Source organism: Mesorhizobium sp. M8A.F.Ca.ET.208.01.1.1 (genome assembly GCF_004791315.1).
Lineage (GTDB): Bacteria > Pseudomonadota > Alphaproteobacteria > Rhizobiales > Rhizobiaceae > Mesorhizobium.
The window spans coordinates 104,908-122,709 of the sequence record NZ_SRUT01000005.1 but is presented as its reverse complement, the minus strand read 5'-3'; the positions used below and the strand labels follow the sequence as shown (position 1 = coordinate 122,709).

The following is a 17,802-nucleotide window of genomic DNA, read 5'->3' as shown; positions in this document are numbered from 1 at the left end:
GCGCCGCAAAACGGGCGCCATCTGCGAGGGAAGAGATGCATCATCACAAATTCTATATCTCGGGCGAATGGGTTGACCCCGTCGCCCCGCAAACGATGGACGTGATCAATCCGGCGACGGAGGAGCCTTTCGCGCAGATCAGTTTGGGGGGGGCGGCGGACGTTGATAAGGCCGTGCTCGCTGCTCGACGGGCTTTTCCAGCCTATAGTGCGACTTCGGTAGCTGAACGCGTAGAACTCCTCGACCAGATTGCAAACATCTACGAGCAGCGTCTTGATGAGTTTGCCAAGATCATCACCTTGGAAATGGGAGCGCCGGCTTGGTTCTCACGCCAAGTGCAGGTGACGATGGCGTTATCCCACTTCCGGGAAGCCCGACGTGTCTTGCAGGCCTACGATTTCGAGGCCCCGCTTGGGACGAGTCGGATTGTGAGGGAGTCGATCGGCGTCTGCGGGTTGATAACCGCCTGGAACTGGCCGCTTGGACTTGTTGCCTCGAAGCTTGCCTACGCATTGGCCGCAGGGTGCTGCGTCGTCCTCAAGCCGAGCGAGGTAGCGCCCTTGAGCTCGATACTGCTCGCCGAGGTGTTACATGACGCAGGCGTCCCGGCGGGCGTTTTCAACCTCGTGAACGGGACTGGGCCGGTGGTCGGTCACGCAATCTGCTCCCACCCGGATGTCGACATGGTGTCCTTCACGGGATCCACCGGTGCTGGCATTCAAATCGCCAAAACGGCGGCCGATACGGTGAAGCGCGTTCATCAGGAGCTTGGTGGCAAGTCGGCCAACATCATCCTGCCTGACGCGGATCTCGACGAGGCAATTCCAGCTGGGGTGTTGCGGGCCTTCACAAATTCCGGACAGGCCTGCGTTGCGCCGACCCGCATGCTGGTACAACGTGATCAGATGCCTCGCGTTGTCGAAATCGCACGTCGTGCCCTCGACAAGGTTGTGGTCGGCCACCCGGATGACGCAGGCACCCGACTCGGGCCGCTTATCAGCCAGGCACAGTTCGACCGTGTGCAAACCTATATTCAGCTTGGGATCGACGAAGGCGCTCAATTGGTAGGCGGCGGTCTTGGTCGCCCTAACGGTCTCAATCGCGGTTATTATGTTCGTCCCACGATCTTCGCTGATGTGGCGCCCGGAATGAGGATCGCACAGGAGGAGATCTTTGGGCCTGTTCTGTCCATCATCGGCTATGAGGACGAGGACGAAGCCGTGGAGATCGCGAATGGAACGGTTTTCGGTCTAGCCGCGTACGTCCATTCATCTAACCTCCTGCGCGCGCAGGCTGTTGCGCGAAAGCTCCGTGCCGGACGCGCTTACATCAACATGGCAACGTCAGATACCGTCGCGCCCTTTGGAGGGTACCGGCAGTCGGGCAACGGACGCGAGAACGGTGTGTTCGGACTGGAAGAGTATCTGGAAGTGAAGGCGATACTTGGTTGGGCGGCGGCATAGCTGCTTGAACGTCTGATCGAGCGCTTGAAGGCGTCGACCAAGCTCTTTGTCGACGAGACCACGGCGCCGGTGTTCGATCCCGGTCGCGGCCGAACCAAGACCGGCCAGCTCTTCGCCTACGTTCGTGACGAACGACCCTGGGGGCGTCGATCCGCCGTGCGTCGCTTATCTCTACGCGCCTGATCGCAAGTCCGAGCAGGCGGTCCAGCACCTTCAAGGCTTCGTCGGCACGCTGCAGGTCGATGGCTACGCAGGCTATAAGGTTCTGGCCGACCGCAATACCGTGGGCGTGGCCTTCTGCGGGAGCCACGTGCGGCACAAGTTACACGATCTCGCGCCGAGCGGTCCGGCGCGGATCGCCACGGAAGCGCTCGCGCGGATCGCCGAACTCTACCGGATCGACAGTGAGGTCCGCGGCGGTTCGGCCGAGGAACGCCGCGACATCCGCCTGGCGAGAAGCCGCATCATCGTCGACTCGCCCTCATCAGCCAGAAGAGCAAACTCGCCGAGGCCATCCGCCACGCACTCTCGCGATGGATAGGCCTCAGTCGCTTCATCGACGACGGCCGCGCCGAGATCGACTCCAACGTCGTCGAACGCGCTATCCGACCAATCGCGCTCAATCGCAAAATGCGCCCTCTACCCGCAGCGACGGCGGCGGCGAGCGCTGGACGGTCATCGCTAGGTCATCGAAACTACAAGCTCAGCGGCGTTGACCCACAATCTTACCTCGCCGACGTCATCGCCCGCATCGTCGCCTGCCACCCGCAGAGCCAGATCAACGACCTGCTGCCTATGCGCCTAGCCGCTCAAGGTCGTGGGCCTTAGAACACCGCATGCGCTTCAGCCTCCATCTCGACAGCTAGGGCCAGGAGACGGCAGACTCCTGTGCGGAGCACCTCAGTCAGGTGATCGTCGATCTTGTCGGGCCAACGCAGTCGGACGATGCTGGCAGGTGTGTGCATGGCGTGTCGCTCTCTTTGAGAGGTTGACAGGCTTGGACACCCGCCTCGATACGCCGCCTTCACGCCTCCGTCGTCACCCATTCTCCGCAATAGCTCGAGCGCATTCCGGTCGGGCACGAGGTGCGCTGTGTCGGGGCCGGGAGCCAGGGGGCTGCTGACACGTTTGGGCTATTTGGGCCCAATACGGCATCAATCTCCATCCGGCGGTTTAGCCGAAGCCAGATTCACAATGTCGATTGCAGGTCTTGCAAACGCCTGTTAAAAATAGCTATAGAAAATATGAATGTCTGCCAGCCTGCTTTTGTGGTGCTGTTATGCGGCAGTGCCCGAGGCCGACCACACTTAGGGAGAGCATGCGATGAGTACCTTCCGCGAGGCGGTACACGCCAGCGAGCAGGAGAGCACCCAAGGCATGCTTGGGCTTCTGGTCTATGCCCTCCTTCTAGAGAAGACGCCCCTATGGAACGAAGATGCTGGCGGGCGCATCGCACGTATTGGTGAGCATATTGGGTACTATGCCGAGTTGGAGCGCCAGAACAAAGTCTTCTTGGCTGGGCCTTTCGTTGATGATCCAGACCACCCCGATGGAATGATCCTGCTAAAGGTTGCCTCAGAAGCGGAGGCGCACGAAATTGCACAAGGGGACATCTTTCATGTCTTGAAGTACCGGACCTACCGAGTCCGTCCCTGGCTGATCAATAAAGGAGCGCTAGACCTCTCTGTGCATTTCTCCGACCGCTCGTTCAACCTGGCATGACAACGGGGGAGACGGAAATGCCGAACGAGGGTAACGACCTCAAACTCCTAACAGAGCGAATGATGGCAGCACCATTTGTCGTGATCCGCCATGTCAATGCCCGCGATCCCGACGCGATACGCCGGCTCCTGCCCGATCACTTCGCCTACCTCATTGAACTGGAGCGCCGCGGCGTGCTGTTTGGGTCTGGTCCTGTAGCGGGCCCGGAGGTGCCTCCCTATGAGGGTCTGACTATCCTTCAGGGTGTTGATCTCTCCGAAGCTCAAGCCCTCTGGTGCGATGAGCCCTTTTTTAAAGCTGGGCTTCGCGACGCGCACTTTGCCATCTGGACTCTCAACGAAGGCGCACTACGCATCCGATTGTCTCTGTCGACGGCGACAGCCTCCCTTCCGGGGGTCTCGTCGTGAGCGTTTCTGACAGACCTGCCCCAACCGAGCCGATCGCGCGATCCGTCCAGGTCGGCTTTGTCGGCCTTGGCAGTCTCGGTTTGGTACTGGCAGGCAACCTGATAGAACGTGGTCACCGCGTCGTCGGCTATCGGCGCGGGTCGCTTGAGCCGCTCTCAGGTATTGGTGGCACGCCTGCGGCTTCGCCGGCGGCGGCCGCCGCCGGATCGGACGTGCTCATGACCTGCCTGCCGACACCTGAAGCCCTGACCGAGGTCGTGGCCGGTCCGAATGGATTTCTGTCGCGCGGCGGCTTGCTCCCGGTGCTTGTCGAAATGAGCACACTTGACATCGACGTGAAAATGCATACGGCGCGCCAGTACGCCGCTCACGGCGGCGTCATGCTGGACTGCCCGATCTCAGGTATTCCGACTGCCGTCGCGGCTCGAAAGGGTTTGATGCTCGCGAGCGGGGAACTCGCTGTAGTCGAACGCTGGCGTTCCGTTCTCGAAGACATGCTCGACAGCGTTGTTTACTGTGGAGATTTTGGCAATGGATTGCGGGTGAAGTACGTCGCGAATTTCCTCGTCGGTGTCCATATTCAAGCCGCCGCGGAGGCTGTTGCTCTAGCGGAAATCCTTGGTCTCGACTCACTTTTCGTCGCAAAGACCTTACGTGGCAGCGCTGCTTCGTCCGCCCAGTTCGATGCACGCGGTCCGATCATGGCGGCGCGGGAGCCAACAAAGCCCTTGGGGACTCCGCGCATCCTGCTCAAAGATCTTGAGATCATTGACAGGGTTGCGCGGGCGGGTGGGCTCTCTCCCAATCTCCTGAGCGCAGCCATTCCTCGCTATCGGGAGGCGATGGAGCGTGGTTACGGAGACGAGGACGTCGCGCGAATGATCGATCTCGTCGCTCCTGAGAGACAAGGAGACTAGTCATGACGGTCGTAGCCAACGCGGCCAAGCCCGTAATGGCGCCACCAGGCGTGCAGTCCCCTTGGGGCCGCCGTCACATTGCCCTTAATCATGGCATCAGCGGGTGAATCTGCTACCTGCCGCAACTCCGTAATGGCCTCAATTGTTCAACGACCCCAGCAACACCTTGCGTGGCTGCCACGTGCGCCCGGCTGGTTTAATCTTTCGCCATGCGGAAATTGGCTTCAGCCTCCACCTCGCGCGTGACATCGATCACGAGCTCATCCCAAACAACATAGCCATCCGCTCTCCGGGAGGGTCGCGCAATGCCCCTGTCCCAATGGATCCGACCCTCCCGTACGACGACCCGCACACGGTGATCTAGGCCGCGTGGACGTTTCGCTTGCTTGTCCATGTTGGCACGATTTCAATCTCGACAGCTTCGACAATCTGCCTGCCCCCGCTGAGGTGGCCGTTTGATCCATGGTTATGTGCCATCAGGAGGACGAACGTATGAGCAGGAGGCGCTGTTGGCTGAAGAGATCGTCGAAGCTGCGGCAGGTATGCGGCCAACGTGCCTCTACTCAACGCTGGTGGCTCTCCACACGCGAGACGATATCGACGCCCGTTCATAGCCCGCTGCCGAACCGGCCAGCAAGATTTGCCGCACTCAGGCACCCCGGGGCTCTTCGATCAGTCGGTCTCGTTCATCGTCAGAGGCACGCCCGAACTCGACCGGCTGTCTAGCCGTTGATGCCGTTGCCGTCATCCTCGTGGTAGGGCACGGTTGCAGCAAACTTTATAAGGGCCGGGGAGATCGGATGCGTGGCCTCCTCGGCCACATGAGCTGCCAAACCTGCCGCCCGACTGACCACGGCGAGACCCCTCATCGCCCGCACGGGAAAGCCGATCTCACAGAGGACTGCGCCGAGTGCCCCCGTTACGTTCAGGAGAGCCGGCTGGCTGAGGCTTGAGCTAAGCTCCGTTTGAACGATCCTAAGAAGCTTGATGTACTTCCCTTGCACCCCAGCTTCCACAGCGATTTCCAAAAGCTTCTCTGCTCGTGGATCCGTTCCTCGGTAGAACGGGTGACCAAACCCCGGCAAACGTCGTCCAGTACTTCGATACTGGTTCACGAGATCCTGCGCCCAGGCAGTGTGATCGGCAACGTCGATGCCGGCCTTGAGAAAAGTGCCGACGCCTACCATCGTACCCGCGTACTTGTCCCCGACCATCATCAGGCCAGCCGCCACCGCGACCTGGGGTTGATCGGCAACAGAGTCGCCGACAAGGCGCGAAACGAGGGCCGTTGGCGTTAAACCATGATCCATCAGAATGACGAGGGCCGCGTCGAGAACGCGGCGCTGCACGCCGTCTGGTATTGTCCCGGTGACAGCGAGAAAGAACGCCTCTGAGAACGTGACATGGTCAAGAACCTCAGTCAGAACGTCCCGACCGCGCAAGCGCAGGCGGTCAACGTCGAAAGGCGATGTACCGATCCGCGTGACGGGTCCTTCGACCTGGTCTGTTCGAGTGCTCATATACCCCCCTACCCTGTCACTCGTTCTGGAGTTGAAGCCGGTTCCGGCGCGGTAGACCCCGCAGGTGCTCCAATTCCCTCACTAACTCCCTTAGCCGTAAGGTTCTCACGCCAGCTCAGAACGTCAGCCTCGCTAAGCTCCAGTTCCTGCACGATCTCCTCACCATGCGCATTCATCTCAGGCGCCACCACCAGCGGCTGATCCTCACGTGACCCGTTGAAGGTAACCGGCCGGCGCGGGGCAATGTGCGGTCCCAGAATCGGATGCTGCATCTGCGCGAAAACGCCGAGGTGCTTCACCTGTTCGTCGTCGATCACCTCTGCGAGCGAATTGACAGGCGCATGCGGCACGTCCAGCGCAGCCAGGCGATCAAGCCAGTACGCTCTATCCTGCGAACGCGCCGCCGCATTCAACTCACGGGCGAGTTCGAGATAATTATCGACGCGCGCTGCCCTTGTGCTGAATCGCTGATCATCGGCGAGTTCCGGGATCATCAATGCTTCCAGGCAGGCCCGCCAGAATTTCTCCTGCGATGACAGGTGGACCGACAGCATTGCTCCATCCCGGCAGCGAAGAGCATAGGACTGAGAAGCCTGCACCCGCATGAAAGGGCCCGGCTCGAGACCAAGGAGGGTGTGGGCCAGGAACGTGTCGGGCGTGAACGCGATCGCGGAGTCGAGCATGTTCACTTCAACACTGCTCACCCGACCGTGTGCCATCCGAGCATGGAGGGCGGCCAACAACCCGTAACAGGCGTAGATACCTGTTAAGTTGTCAGCGATGGTTGGCCCGGTGATCCGAGGCTCCTCGGGCGTGAAGAACAAGCTGGAAAGGCCGCTTACGGCTTGTGCGACAGCATCATAGGCAGGTCGATCGCGGTAAGGGCCGCTCGTGCCGAAGCCGCTGATCGAGCAGAGGATCAAATTGGGATTGATCTTCTGCAACCGATCTTTGCCGAACCCAAGACGGTCGAGGACACCAGGACGAAAGTTCTCGATCAGAACGTCGGCAGTCCCAAGAAGTTTTTCCAGAACGCGCCGACCGCTTTCGGATTTGAGATCCAACGCGATTGACCTCTTGTTACGATTGTAGGCCAAGAAATAAGGGCTGACGGATCCCCCACGGAAACTTCTAAACGGGTCACCACCTTCCGGATGTTCTACCTTGATTACATCGGCACCAAGGTCCGCCAGCATCATGCCTGCAAGTGGTCCGGTAATCATCGTTGTACATTCGACCACTCGCACTCCCTGTAAGGGCCGTTCCTGCATCGCCGCCTCCATTACTTCTGAGTCTGCCGCCTCCTTTGAACAGGAGGCGGCAACGCATTCCATCAGAACCTATGGAACTCCTTGAACTCAGGGGTTCGGTGAGCAAGCTCCCAAGGATCGATTCGCACGTCGACTACAGTCACGACATCGGCCGCCAGGGCCTGTTCAAGCGCTGCCTTCAGGTCCTTTGGATCTTCCACTCGAATTCCTCGCGCACCATACGCCTCGGCGAGCTTGACGAAATCGGTGTCCCCATAGGTCGACCCGAGTTGGCGGTCCCCGTATTGCCTCTGCTGGAAGATCCTGAGCGCGCCGAAGGAGACATCGTTATAGATGACCACGGTGATTGGAATGTTCTCGCGAACAGCCGTTTCAAGCTCTTGGGCATTCATGCTGAAATCGCCATCGCCGATCGGAACGATAACCTGTCGGTGCGGTTGAGCCAGCTTCATGCCCATGCCGGCAGCAACAGCCCAAGCCATAGAGCCTGAACCGATGCTGTAATGGTACTGTCCGGGATGCAGGATCTTGATGTAGTTTGAGAAGTGGGTGTTGTGACCAGAGCCGATGACAAAGATCGCGTCGTCGTCGGCGAGTTCCTCAAGAAGAGATGCTACAAGCTGTGGCTTGATGGGCTTCGAGTCGAGGTCGACCGAGTAGAACGTCTCTCTCTCCTGACGCTTCAACTCCGAGAGCCTTGCGATCGCCGCATCCTTGTACTCGGATGGCCGGGTTGTAGAACGATCGCGCATCCGATTCAGGACATCGCGGAGGAACGACCCAGTGTCAGCATGCACCCCAAGGGCCACGGCATACTGTCGACCGATTTCGAGCGGTTCGCTCTCAACCTGGATGATCTTGGCCTCGGGCTGGATAAGCTGCCAGTTAATCGTGTTCACGTTATGGAACTGGCATCCCAGCCCAAGGATCGCGTCCGCCTCCGCTACGATCGTGTTCGCTGCGGTGTGACCAAAGTGGCCGAGAAGTCCGCCCGCGAGGGCGTGGTCCTCAGGAAATGTTCCCCGGCCCATCTCAGTCGCCACCACGGGAATTCCGAGTGCTTCGGCCAGGGATCTCAGTTCCGAATCGGCTTTCGACCAAGCAACGCCCCGCCCCGCAATGATAACGGGACTTTTCGCTTCGGCCAGGATGTCCAAAGCACGCTCGACAGCCTCCTCTTCTGGCCGCGGCGCACGGGCAACAAAGCCCATGTGGGCGCCGCCACGAAGCGAAAGATCGAACGTTTCTGTGTCGGCAGGCTGGGCCAGCAGATCTTTGGGGAAGTCCAGATGGACGCAGCCCGGAAGCCCCGACTGGGCCACGTGCATCGCAGTGCGCATCAGGCGCCTCGCGTCCTTCGCTTCAATCATCTGATCGGAGAACTTCGTGAACTTGCTGAAAACCCCCACGACATCGAACTCGTGCCAGATGTCTCGCCCAAGTCGAAAACGGTCTAGGTTGGCTGAGAGAACCATGACGGGCACATTGTCTTTATGAGCCGTCCAGGTGCCAAGAACTGCATTCGCGACGGCTGGTCCAACGTGCATCGTCACGACGCCGAGCTTCCCTGTGACGCGGGAATAGCCGTCCGCCATAGCCACAGCGCTCATCTCAAGCCGCGTCGTGATATAGCGAATTTCGCTCGATCGAGCGTGGAGGCCGTCGATGATCGGCAGGATCGTGTCCCCCGTCATGCCGAAAACGAATGGAACCCCCTCCTTGACCAGAGCATCGACGATAGCCTCAGCAGCCGTCTCCTGTGCTCCTGCAGCGCCCTTGGCGGACGGCGCACTCGTGACCTGCGTCTCGATGTTCATAGCTTCCTCCTGAATCTAAATCGCTAGCGGTGTGTCTATCTTATTATACATATATTTAATAGCTTTCTTGGTCAAGGGAGCCATTCACCAGACAGCACACTTTTCCTCCGCGCGACTGGTGACGAGCGAGTGAGAGAGGGCCTGCAAGGAGTTAGCTCAAATCCGGAGACTTCGATGATCGAGATACGCGGTGGACACGTGTTACTTCGGTTCTTCCGGACAGTTGGCGTCCGCCCTTCCGGGCCGGGTCGAACACATCGTTTCAGGGCATTGCGACACGGTTGATGTCCGCGTTGCAAAGCCTCTCCTTCGAGCAGGTGTCGACCCTGCTCACCCGTTAACTCTAGGACAAAATGCTGACGACGGCTTCAGTTCTTCGCATAGAAGAATGCAGGAGCTGCTCTACCCGCTTGGACATCGCTAGCCCAGAGTCGGATCCGGCCGATCTATGCAAAGACCGGGTAGCGCATCCTGCACACATGCTACGCTTGGCGTGTCCAGGTTCTCATGGAGACAAGCGCACCGGATATCTTGCAGGCAGCAGAAATAGAGGAAATTGCATAAAACAAGCGCTGGACGCCAGCATGTGACAATTGCCATGCAAGGCTGGTCAAGGCCACTCGACGCGTATTCGTATGCCAAGCCGCAGCCCGGATCTTGCCCGGTGAACGACTTGCATCCCTACGGGGCAGAATCTAGTCGGTGGATTCCGTCAGTATCGAGAGGTTGTTTGCAACCGCAGCGGCAGCACCGTATTGCTCGATCAATCGTTCCAGGAACTGGGTCACAACCCGAACGTCATCCTTTCGGAGACCTTTGAACCAGACATCGTTGATCGCGGAAATCGAAGGCATCGATTTATCGAGTGTATTTCTCGACTTACGGGTGAGCTTCACCAGCATTGCGCGGCTGTCCTCGCTGTCCTCAACTTTGGTGACCCAACCCTCGGATTGCAGGCGACCGACTGTGGCTGTGACATTCGCACCGGCACTGTGGAGGTAGTCCGCTATCTGTTTTATGCGTACGCCGCTCTCACCCTCTATGTGGTACAGCGCCATTATGACGGCAAACTCGGTGGAACTTACTCCGAGTTCACCTGCCAAGGCCCGACGCATGGATTGCAACCGGCTGACGGAGGCGAACAGCAAAGCCATCATGTGCCTAAACTCTTGACTGTCGCCTCCTTCCAGCAGTTCCGGCAAAGTCAGGGTCGGCCGCGTACTTAGCTGATTTGAAGATTTTGGCTTCTTCACCCGGGACGACGGTCCTACCGTCGTCCTTTTGTCGGCAAAATCGAACGATCTAGCCACCGGAGCTCCCTTTTTTATTGCTATACTCAATATACGAAGGACTGCGGATCGCAAGCGATCACTACTCGGTTTCCCACAGATATCGACGCGGTTTTCACGGGGCCGGGAGCACGGCGGTTCATCAGCCGACCAGCGCCGTTACCTCTACCTCGATGAGCATTTCCTCGTCCGCTAGTTCCTGAATGACGAGCAGCGAAGCGAATGACGGCTCCCTCATGAGTGCCGGAACATTCGCCTCGAGCCAGGATTGGCGAGCAGCCACATAACGTGTCCTCAACGTGCGGTCGGACAGGTACTGGTTGATCCGAACGGCTCGTTCGAGTGTGCTTCCGGCTTCCAACAAAGCTTCTTGAGCCCTCGCGAAAGCCAAAGCGGTCTGCTCCTCGATCGATCTCACGGGTTGGCCCGCATCATCTGTCTCGCCAGCAGTACCCGCCAAGAACACGAAATCGCCAGCAACCACGCCCTTCAGCCATGGCATCGGCTGGCCCGCGACGTGAACCCGACCGAGGGCTCTCTTCTCTATCCGTTTTGTGTTTGTGCTCATGCGACCCTCTGCTGTTTGTCAACCTTGTTCAACGAACCCGAATGTTCGAGTCCTTTCTCCTGCAAGTATGCCGCGACCTGGCGGCTTGCCACGTGCGCCGATTGAATAGCGCCATCGATGAAACCGAACCAACCACTCGCGTAGTCCGCTCCGGCAAAGAAGACAGATCCTTCGGGCCGCTGAAGATCATCAAAGTAGCTTGAGAGCTGCCCAGGCTTCAGCATCGTCCACGTCTGCTTCGAGAATGGGTCGGTCGCCCAGTCATGGTAAACATGCTCGACAAGTTGCGCCTTCGGCACCCAGAGCCGCACCGCTTTCTCGATCGCGGAGCGGTCAGACGGATCAAGTGCCTTTCGGGATGGCGAAAAGCCATTTGCAATGACGGTGCCGTCCTTCTCCTCATCGTCGACACGCAAATAAGACAGCGGGTGCTCCGGCGGCGCCAGGGCGAGCAAGGCCTCCTGAGGCATGTTCCGCAACCGCAACCAGAACATGCTTCCCTGTGTCATCTGGCCCTCGCTCACGAAGGCAGATTTGCCTTTCGCGAGTGGTGGAGAGAACTCGATGTCCCCAAGCGTCGATAACGGAACGGTAACCACAGCCGCGCGTGAGGTGAAGGTACGACCATCGGCCAGAAGGATCTCGACGGCCTGGGGATTCTGGCGAATTTGCGAGACCACTGCATTAAGTTCAATGCTTCCCTTGCCTTCCGACAGGATCGCCGAGTGAAGCCGCCGCGTTCCGTCACGCAATCGGAACTGCTGGAGGGTCTGAGCGAGAAGATCAGGATCTCCGCCAACCATCGCAAGACGGCGCATCCCCTGGGACAGCGCTCCATCGTCGGGAGGCGCGTTGAAGGAGACCGACGCCAGCCCCCTGACCGCGTCGAGCACCTCACCTTCCACGCCGTCGGCGGTGAGCTTGTCCCGGATTGACAACTTATCGATCTCTGCGAGCTTCGCTTGAGCATAAAGTGGGTCATGCGGGCGGGGGAAAACATCGGTTGCGCCGGCATAAAGGGTCTGCCAAGCTCCCGAATAAAGATCGTGGAACTCACCCACCGAGCACTCGCGAATAGCGCCGCCGCTAGCGTAGCGAACTCGTTGAATTGGCTTTCGTTCGTAGAGCTCCAAACCATACCGCGTGACTTCGGACCAGACGTGCGGCTGGAGCCAGTGCAGCCATTGTCCTCCCACCTCCGTGACACGCCCGTGCCATTCGATCGTCCTTGTTCTACCGCCGAGGCAGTCGCGAGCCTCAAGCAGGATGCAGTTTACACCCCGTGAAGAAAGCTCTCGCAGTGCGACAGCACCGGCGAAACCGCCGCCGATGATAATGACATCCGCATCTACCTCAAACGATTGGTCCATCTGTGCCCCCTACATTCCGCTGCCGGCATGTGCCGGCACAGGTATTTCAATCGACGGCGTGGCATTGACGAGGAACTTGGTGTAGCCGTCACTCGGCCGGTCGATGACGTCTGCCGCGCGACCACTCTCGACGACCCGTCCCTGGTTGATCACCAGCACGGAGTCGGCGATGTTGCGCACGAGCGCAATATCGTGAGTGACGAACAAGAGCCCGAGTCGATCTTCTCGCTGCAATCGCCGTAGCAGATCGACAACGTTCGCTTGCACCGATACGTCCAAAGCTGACGTAATCTCATCACAAATGAGGAGCTTGGGTCGACACACGAGCGCACGGGCAATCGCGACGCGTTGGCGCTCTCCGCCCGAGAGTTCTCCCGGATACTGTCCGAGCACCGCGGGGGTCAAAGATACTCTCTCGAGCGCTGTCAGGACCTCTTGACGTGCCCGCGCTCCTCGAATGTTAAAGAGCGTTTCAAGGGGTGAAGCAACAATGTCGCCGATCGTACGGCGAGGGTTGAGCGACCGGAATGGGCTTTGAAAGATGTACTGAAGCTGCTGCCGAACGGAGGCGGGTCGACCTCGCGCATCACGGGCCTGAACCTGTCCTGCAAACCGGACCGTTCCGTCAGAGGCTGCGACCAAGCCCATGATGCACCGCGCCAGGGTGGTTTTGCCGGATCCTGAGCCGCCCAGGAGCGCAACACACTCGCCCTCGCGAACGGAAAGGCTCACGCCATCCAGGACGCGCATGTTGCCATAGCTTGCCGAGAGACCAGACACATTGAGGAGCTCGGTGCCGTTCACCTCGGGTCCAATCGTTGCAGTTACACGCGCCTGGTGCAGGTTTTCGGTTGGGAAGAAGCACCGGGTTTGATGAGCCTCGGCGACCAAGTCGAGCGATGGTTCCTCGACATGGCAGCGCTCTTGGGCCTGTGCACAGCGCGGAGCGAAGCGACAGCCGGGAACACGAGACCCCGGACGCGGGGCTCGCCCCGGCATGGTTTCAAGAGCATAACGCGCATGGCGATCGGGAGTCGCCCGAAGAAGCTTGCGTGTGTACGGATGACGCGGACGCGTGAAAACATCCTCGCATCGACCCGCCTCGACGATCCGCCCTCCGTACATGACCAAAATCCGATCAGCGAGAGATGAGACGACCGCCAAGTCATGCGTCACGTAGAGCGCAGCTGCATTGCTCTGCTGGCAGAGCCTCGCAACGGTGCGAAGGACGTAGGCCTGGGTACTCACGTCGAGCCCTGTGGTCGGCTCATCGAGAACGATCAACTTGGGTTGGCACATGAATGCCATCGCGATGGCGACCCGTTGGAGCTGTCCTCCCGATAGTTGATGCGGAAGGCGTGAAAGAAAGGCGGCATCGCCGGGCAGTTGAACGTCGCGCATCGCCGTACCGACCAGCTCATTACGTTCGGTCCCGGTCAGTTTGTCGCGGTGAGCCGCCAAAACCTCTCTGAGCTGGGTGCCAATGCTGAGGAAGGGGTTGATGGCTGCAGCGGGATCCTGAGGTATATAAGCGACGAGACGCCCCCTGATCCCCTGCAATGAGCTCCGATGCATCGACAGAATGTCTTTTCCGTCGATGATGACCCGACCGCTGGCAATGGTCGCTCCCCTTCGCGCGTATGCCAGAAGAGAGAGGGCAACCGTACTCTTGCCGGATCCTGACTCACCGACCAGGCCGACAATTTCACCAGGGCGGAGCGTGAAACTGATATCGTCCACGATTTCGTCGCGTCGACCAATCGTCTCAACCTTTAGCTTGACTACTTCTGCAGCTAACATCGTCAACGTCCTTGCTGGCCCGATCCGGATGCTCTTCGCGCCAGAGAATCGGCGATGAGCCCGGCGCCGATTGTCAGGACCGCGATCATGAACGCCGGGAGCACGACGGCCCAGGGCTGGATGAGTAGCCCATTGCGGTTTTCATTGAGCATCAGCCCCCAGTCGGCTTGCGGCGGTTGTAGTCCGAAGCCAATGAAACTAAGGCCGGAAATGAGGCCGACCGACCACGTCAGTCGGGTCGTAAACTCCACGGCCAGCGGCGTAAGCAGGCTCGGTAGAACTTCGCGGGTCAGGACAACCCGGCTCGGCGTTCCAATCACTTGAGCTGCTTGAATGAATTCATGCTGCATGAGCTCGGCAGTTAGGCCGCGGGTCACCCGTGCGATCCGCGGGGCGTGCGAAATCGCCGTAACGAGGGTGATCAGCCACAGTTGCGGACCGAGCATCGAAACGAAAAGGACGACAAGAACAATCTGCGGAAAGGCGAGGATCAGATCCATCGCTGCCATAATGACGTCGCTGACCCAGCTGTTCGACGCACCCGCCGCGAGGCCGACAGCTACCCCGGCGACGAGTGCCAGAACCGTCGCCGTCAAGCTCAGTCCAAGCACCGTTTGACCACCCCACAGAGTGCGGCTGAGAACGTCGCGCCCAAGAAAATCGGCGCCGAACCATAACTCACCGGACGGCTGCTCGAAGGGCGCAGCCAAGAGCGCCGTCGATGTATGGGGAGCGAGCCAGGGGCCAAGCAGAACGAGGGCGAGGACAAAACCGACGAGGACCACTCCAAAGCCCATTCCGGCGTCGGGTAAACGTCTGGGCCTTTTACGGCGCTGTGGTGCCGTTAGAACGTTGGATGTCATGATGCCCCCCTCATGTGCGGGTTCGCAAACGCGCTGAGTATATCTGCGATAAGGTTGAGGGCCACGTAGACGCTGGCCAGCAACAATGTGGCTGCCTGGAGTACGGGAAGGTCGCGAGATGCGACGGCTTCAACGAGGGTTTGACCCAACCCTGGATAGCTGAACAGGTATTCGATCACGACCACACCGCCCGCCAGATACGCCAGTGTTGCGGCAGCTACTTGGATCGTGGGAACAAGCACATTGGGGAACGCGTGCACGAAGATGACGCGCCACTCGGACAAGCCTTTCAGGCGCGCCATCTGAACGTAATCTGTTTCGAGCACAGCCAGCATCGTGGCACGTACGAAACGGCCCAGGTAAGGAACTGTCACCAGAACCAGAGTAGCAACAGGGAGGACCAGGACCTCGGGCACCTTGAGAGGGCTCATCCCAGGCGTCACAATCGAGATCGCAGGAAGCAGATGGAACACTGCGGTCGAGAAGACCAGGACGAGGCCGATACCGACAACGAACTCCGGCAACGCTGTCAGTACCATAGCAGTAACGTTGAACACTCCATCGAACACTCCCTTCTGCCTCGTTGCCGCGAGCAGCCCCAGGCCTACTGAAATCAGGAGACTTAGAATGGCGGCCGCACCGGCCAGGATCATCGTGTTCGCGGCTCGCCGGCTGATGAGATCGGCTACGGGCTGACGGGTGGCCAACGACTGCCCAAGGTCGAACGTGAGAACGCCCTTCATCCACTGTATATATTGGTCTAGCGGCGCGGCATTCAGGCCAAGTTCCTCCCTAAGGGCGGCCAGGCGCGCAGGTGTCGCATCCCGGCCCAGGATAATCTGGGCCGGATCACCTGGAAGCACCTGAGTAGCGGCAAATACCAAGACGGAGACAAGCCATAGAGCCAGAAGTCCGAAACCCAACCGCCGCAAGATCCAGGCCCAGCGCGATGGGGCGGACGGCACCGGCAGGTCTGCCGGTGCAACATCAGCGTCCTCTGTGCTCATCGCGGAACGATACAGCATCACGTCATTTCCTATTCTGAAGGTCGGCCTCGCCAGCGTCACTAGGCGACGAAGTATGCTTTCTTGAACTTGTAACGGTTCAGACCCCAACCCGTAAGGTCGGGCTCCAAGCCTCCAATCTGGGCCGAGTGAGCATCGATAGTGTCGGGGTAGCCCCAGATGATCAGCCCGCCCCGCTCAAAGGAAATCCGCTGCATCTGATGCACAAGCTCGCACCGGCGGTTCTGATCAAGTTCGGCGCGGGCAAGGTCGTTAAGACGCGTGAACTCTTCGTCGGAGAACCGGGTCGGGTTGAGGGGTGAAGTGGCGAGTTCCCCCAAGGCAACCTGGTTCAGGTAAGGATTGTGGGTCCAGTAATCTACCGCGAAGGGCCAGTTGGTATACTCCGCGAAGAAGCCGCCCTGGTCGAGCCGCTTGACGTTGATTGTCACATCCCCTTCCCGCGCCTGTTCGGCAAAGATCTGTGAAGCTTCGAGCAGACCCGGTGCGGCCGCGGTCGTGGCCAATTCCAACTGCAGATTGGAATGACCCGCGCGGGCAAGCAGCGACCGAGCCTCTTTGACGTCGCGCTCCCGAACCAGAGATGTGTCGAAACAGGGATCATTGGGCGAGTACGCGTCGTATGCGACACGCCCGTGGCCGGAGAAGGCCAGTTTTACGAGTTGCTCGCGATCGACCAGCAACCGCAGAGCCTGCCGCACCCTGACGTCGTCGAAAGGAGGCTTGTCGACCCGCATCGTGAATGGCCGAAACGACCCCGCTTTGCTCGTCAGGACCTTGAAGCTACTGTTGGCACTCACCACCGGTATCTGGGAGTAGGGAAGACCCTCGATCGCGTGAACCTGCCCTCCGAGAAGAGCATTCACCCGCGCAACATCGTCGGGGAGATCGATGAGGACCAGTTCGTCTACGTAAGGCGCTTGTCCATGATAGTTCTCGAAGCGCTTGAAAGTCGATTGCTCACCGGGAACAAATTGGTCGAGCTTGAAGGGGCCTGAACCAACAGGATTCTTGGGGTCGAAATCGACGGGCACAACACCGGTGTTCAGAATGCGGAAAGCATCCCGCAGCGCCGCATCGGGACGGCGAAGCTTAAGACGGATCGTACGGTCGTCCAGCTTGACGATCTGCGCTGGATCGATGGAGCGCATAACCGGAGCTGCATTGCGAGGGTTCTTCGGATCGATGATCCGTCGAATCGTATAGGCGACGTCATCCGCGCCGATCGTCTTGCCGTTGTGAAATTCAGCTCCCTGCTTGATCCGAATCGTCCACTCGGTTGCCGAGGGATTTACCTCGAACTCCTCAGCCAGAAGCGGTCGATACTCGGCCTGTTCGTTATCATCCCCCAAACCGTCGTAGAGATTGAGAACACGGGCGATGTCAGCCGGGGTAATCGGGGAATGCGGGTCAAGTGAGTCGATGGGGCCGCCGCCGGCGATGCCGACGCGCAGAGACCCACCCTTCTGGGGGTTTGGGCTGCTCTGCCCAAGTGCGGAGCCCGCATAACCAAGAGCCATCGCGGCAATCGCGCCACCCATCAGCTGACGGCGGTCCAGTGTGTTCCGAAGCATGCGTATTTTCGACATGAGCGTTCCTCCCTACACATAGAATATTGCTATAGACAATAGGTAGTCAAGTGTGTTTAATTCACTCAATGATTGCTCCCGGGCGAAGCGCATCGATGAGCGCGAGCCGCGGGGAACTGCGCACAGAGGAGACGTTTCTCGTGAGTTACGCAGACCTGAGAGGGTTCATCGAGGCGCTCGA

The 17,802-nt window shown here is 59.4% G+C and carries 14 protein-coding genes and 1 pseudogene; 5 read left to right on the top strand and 10 right to left on the bottom strand.

The window, feature by feature from the left end; all coding sequences use genetic code 11:
* Positions 1-35 precede the first annotated feature (35 nt).
* From EN851_RS22545 to EN851_RS22515, 5 genes and pseudogenes are all read left to right on the top strand, one after another.
* On the top strand, positions 36-1,463 hold the full coding sequence (locus EN851_RS22545; protein WP_135907076.1) for an aldehyde dehydrogenase family protein: 1,428 nt from the start codon (positions 36-38) through the stop codon (positions 1,461-1,463).
* A 6-nt stretch (positions 1,464-1,469) separates the two neighbouring features.
* A pseudogene (locus EN851_RS37280) lies at positions 1,470-2,291 on the top strand (IS66 family transposase); the annotation flags it as partial.
* 495 nt (positions 2,292-2,786) lie between these two features.
* On the top strand, positions 2,787-3,185 hold the full coding sequence (locus EN851_RS22525) for a YciI family protein (protein ID WP_135880859.1): 399 nt from the start codon (positions 2,787-2,789) through the stop codon (positions 3,183-3,185).
* A 17-nt stretch (positions 3,186-3,202) separates the two neighbouring features.
* Positions 3,203-3,592, top strand: coding sequence for a YciI family protein (locus tag EN851_RS22520; protein ID WP_167531263.1), 390 nt, complete (start codon positions 3,203-3,205; stop codon positions 3,590-3,592).
* Positions 3,589-4,509, top strand: a complete 921-nt coding sequence (locus EN851_RS22515) for an NAD(P)-dependent oxidoreductase (protein WP_135880861.1) — start codon at positions 3,589-3,591, stop codon at positions 4,507-4,509. The genes EN851_RS22520 and EN851_RS22515 overlap by 4 nt, the downstream gene beginning before the upstream one ends.
* A gap of 722 nt (positions 4,510-5,231) precedes the next feature.
* Here EN851_RS22515 and EN851_RS22510 read toward each other — a convergent pair.
* The 10 genes from EN851_RS22510 to EN851_RS22465 form a co-directional block, all read right to left on the bottom strand.
* Positions 5,232-6,029, bottom strand: coding sequence for a citryl-CoA lyase (locus EN851_RS22510; protein ID WP_135880862.1), 798 nt, complete (start codon positions 6,027-6,029; stop codon positions 5,232-5,234).
* Between the two features lie 8 nt (positions 6,030-6,037).
* Positions 6,038-7,300 (bottom strand): CoA transferase, encoded by a 1,263-nt coding sequence (locus EN851_RS22505; protein WP_135906857.1) that lies wholly within the window; start codon positions 7,298-7,300, stop codon positions 6,038-6,040.
* A 62-nt stretch (positions 7,301-7,362) separates the two neighbouring features.
* Positions 7,363-9,117, bottom strand: a complete 1,755-nt coding sequence (locus EN851_RS22500; RefSeq protein WP_135906856.1) for a thiamine pyrophosphate-binding protein — start codon at positions 9,115-9,117, stop codon at positions 7,363-7,365.
* A 695-nt stretch (positions 9,118-9,812) separates the two neighbouring features.
* Positions 9,813-10,427: a MarR family winged helix-turn-helix transcriptional regulator gene (locus EN851_RS22495; RefSeq protein ID WP_135906855.1), complete on the bottom strand. Its 615-nt coding sequence runs from the start codon at positions 10,425-10,427 to the stop codon at positions 9,813-9,815.
* Positions 10,428-10,548: 121 nt separating this feature from the next.
* Positions 10,549-10,974 carry a Rid family hydrolase gene (locus tag EN851_RS22490; protein WP_135880866.1) on the bottom strand — a complete coding sequence of 142 codons (426 nt, stop codon included), beginning with the start codon at positions 10,972-10,974 and terminating at the stop codon, positions 10,549-10,551.
* Entirely contained in the window at positions 10,971-12,344 is a 1,374-nt protein-coding gene (locus EN851_RS22485) for an NAD(P)/FAD-dependent oxidoreductase (RefSeq protein ID WP_135906854.1), read from the bottom strand. Before EN851_RS22485 ends, EN851_RS22490 begins: the two co-directional genes overlap by 4 nt.
* A 9-nt stretch (positions 12,345-12,353) precedes the next feature.
* Positions 12,354-14,144, bottom strand: a complete 1,791-nt coding sequence (locus tag EN851_RS22480) for an ABC transporter ATP-binding protein (protein WP_135906853.1) — start codon at positions 14,142-14,144, stop codon at positions 12,354-12,356.
* A gap of 2 nt (positions 14,145-14,146) precedes the next feature.
* A complete protein-coding gene (locus EN851_RS22475) occupies positions 14,147-15,007 on the bottom strand; it encodes an ABC transporter permease (protein WP_210234933.1) in 861 nt (286 codons plus the stop codon).
* A complete protein-coding gene (locus EN851_RS22470) occupies positions 15,004-16,032 on the bottom strand; it encodes an ABC transporter permease (protein WP_210234932.1) in 1,029 nt (342 codons plus the stop codon). Before EN851_RS22470 ends, EN851_RS22475 begins: the two co-directional genes overlap by 4 nt.
* A 41-nt stretch (positions 16,033-16,073) precedes the next feature.
* Positions 16,074-17,621: an ABC transporter substrate-binding protein gene (locus EN851_RS22465; protein ID WP_135906852.1), complete on the bottom strand. Its 1,548-nt coding sequence runs from the start codon at positions 17,619-17,621 to the stop codon at positions 16,074-16,076.
* Positions 17,622-17,802 lie beyond the last annotated feature (181 nt).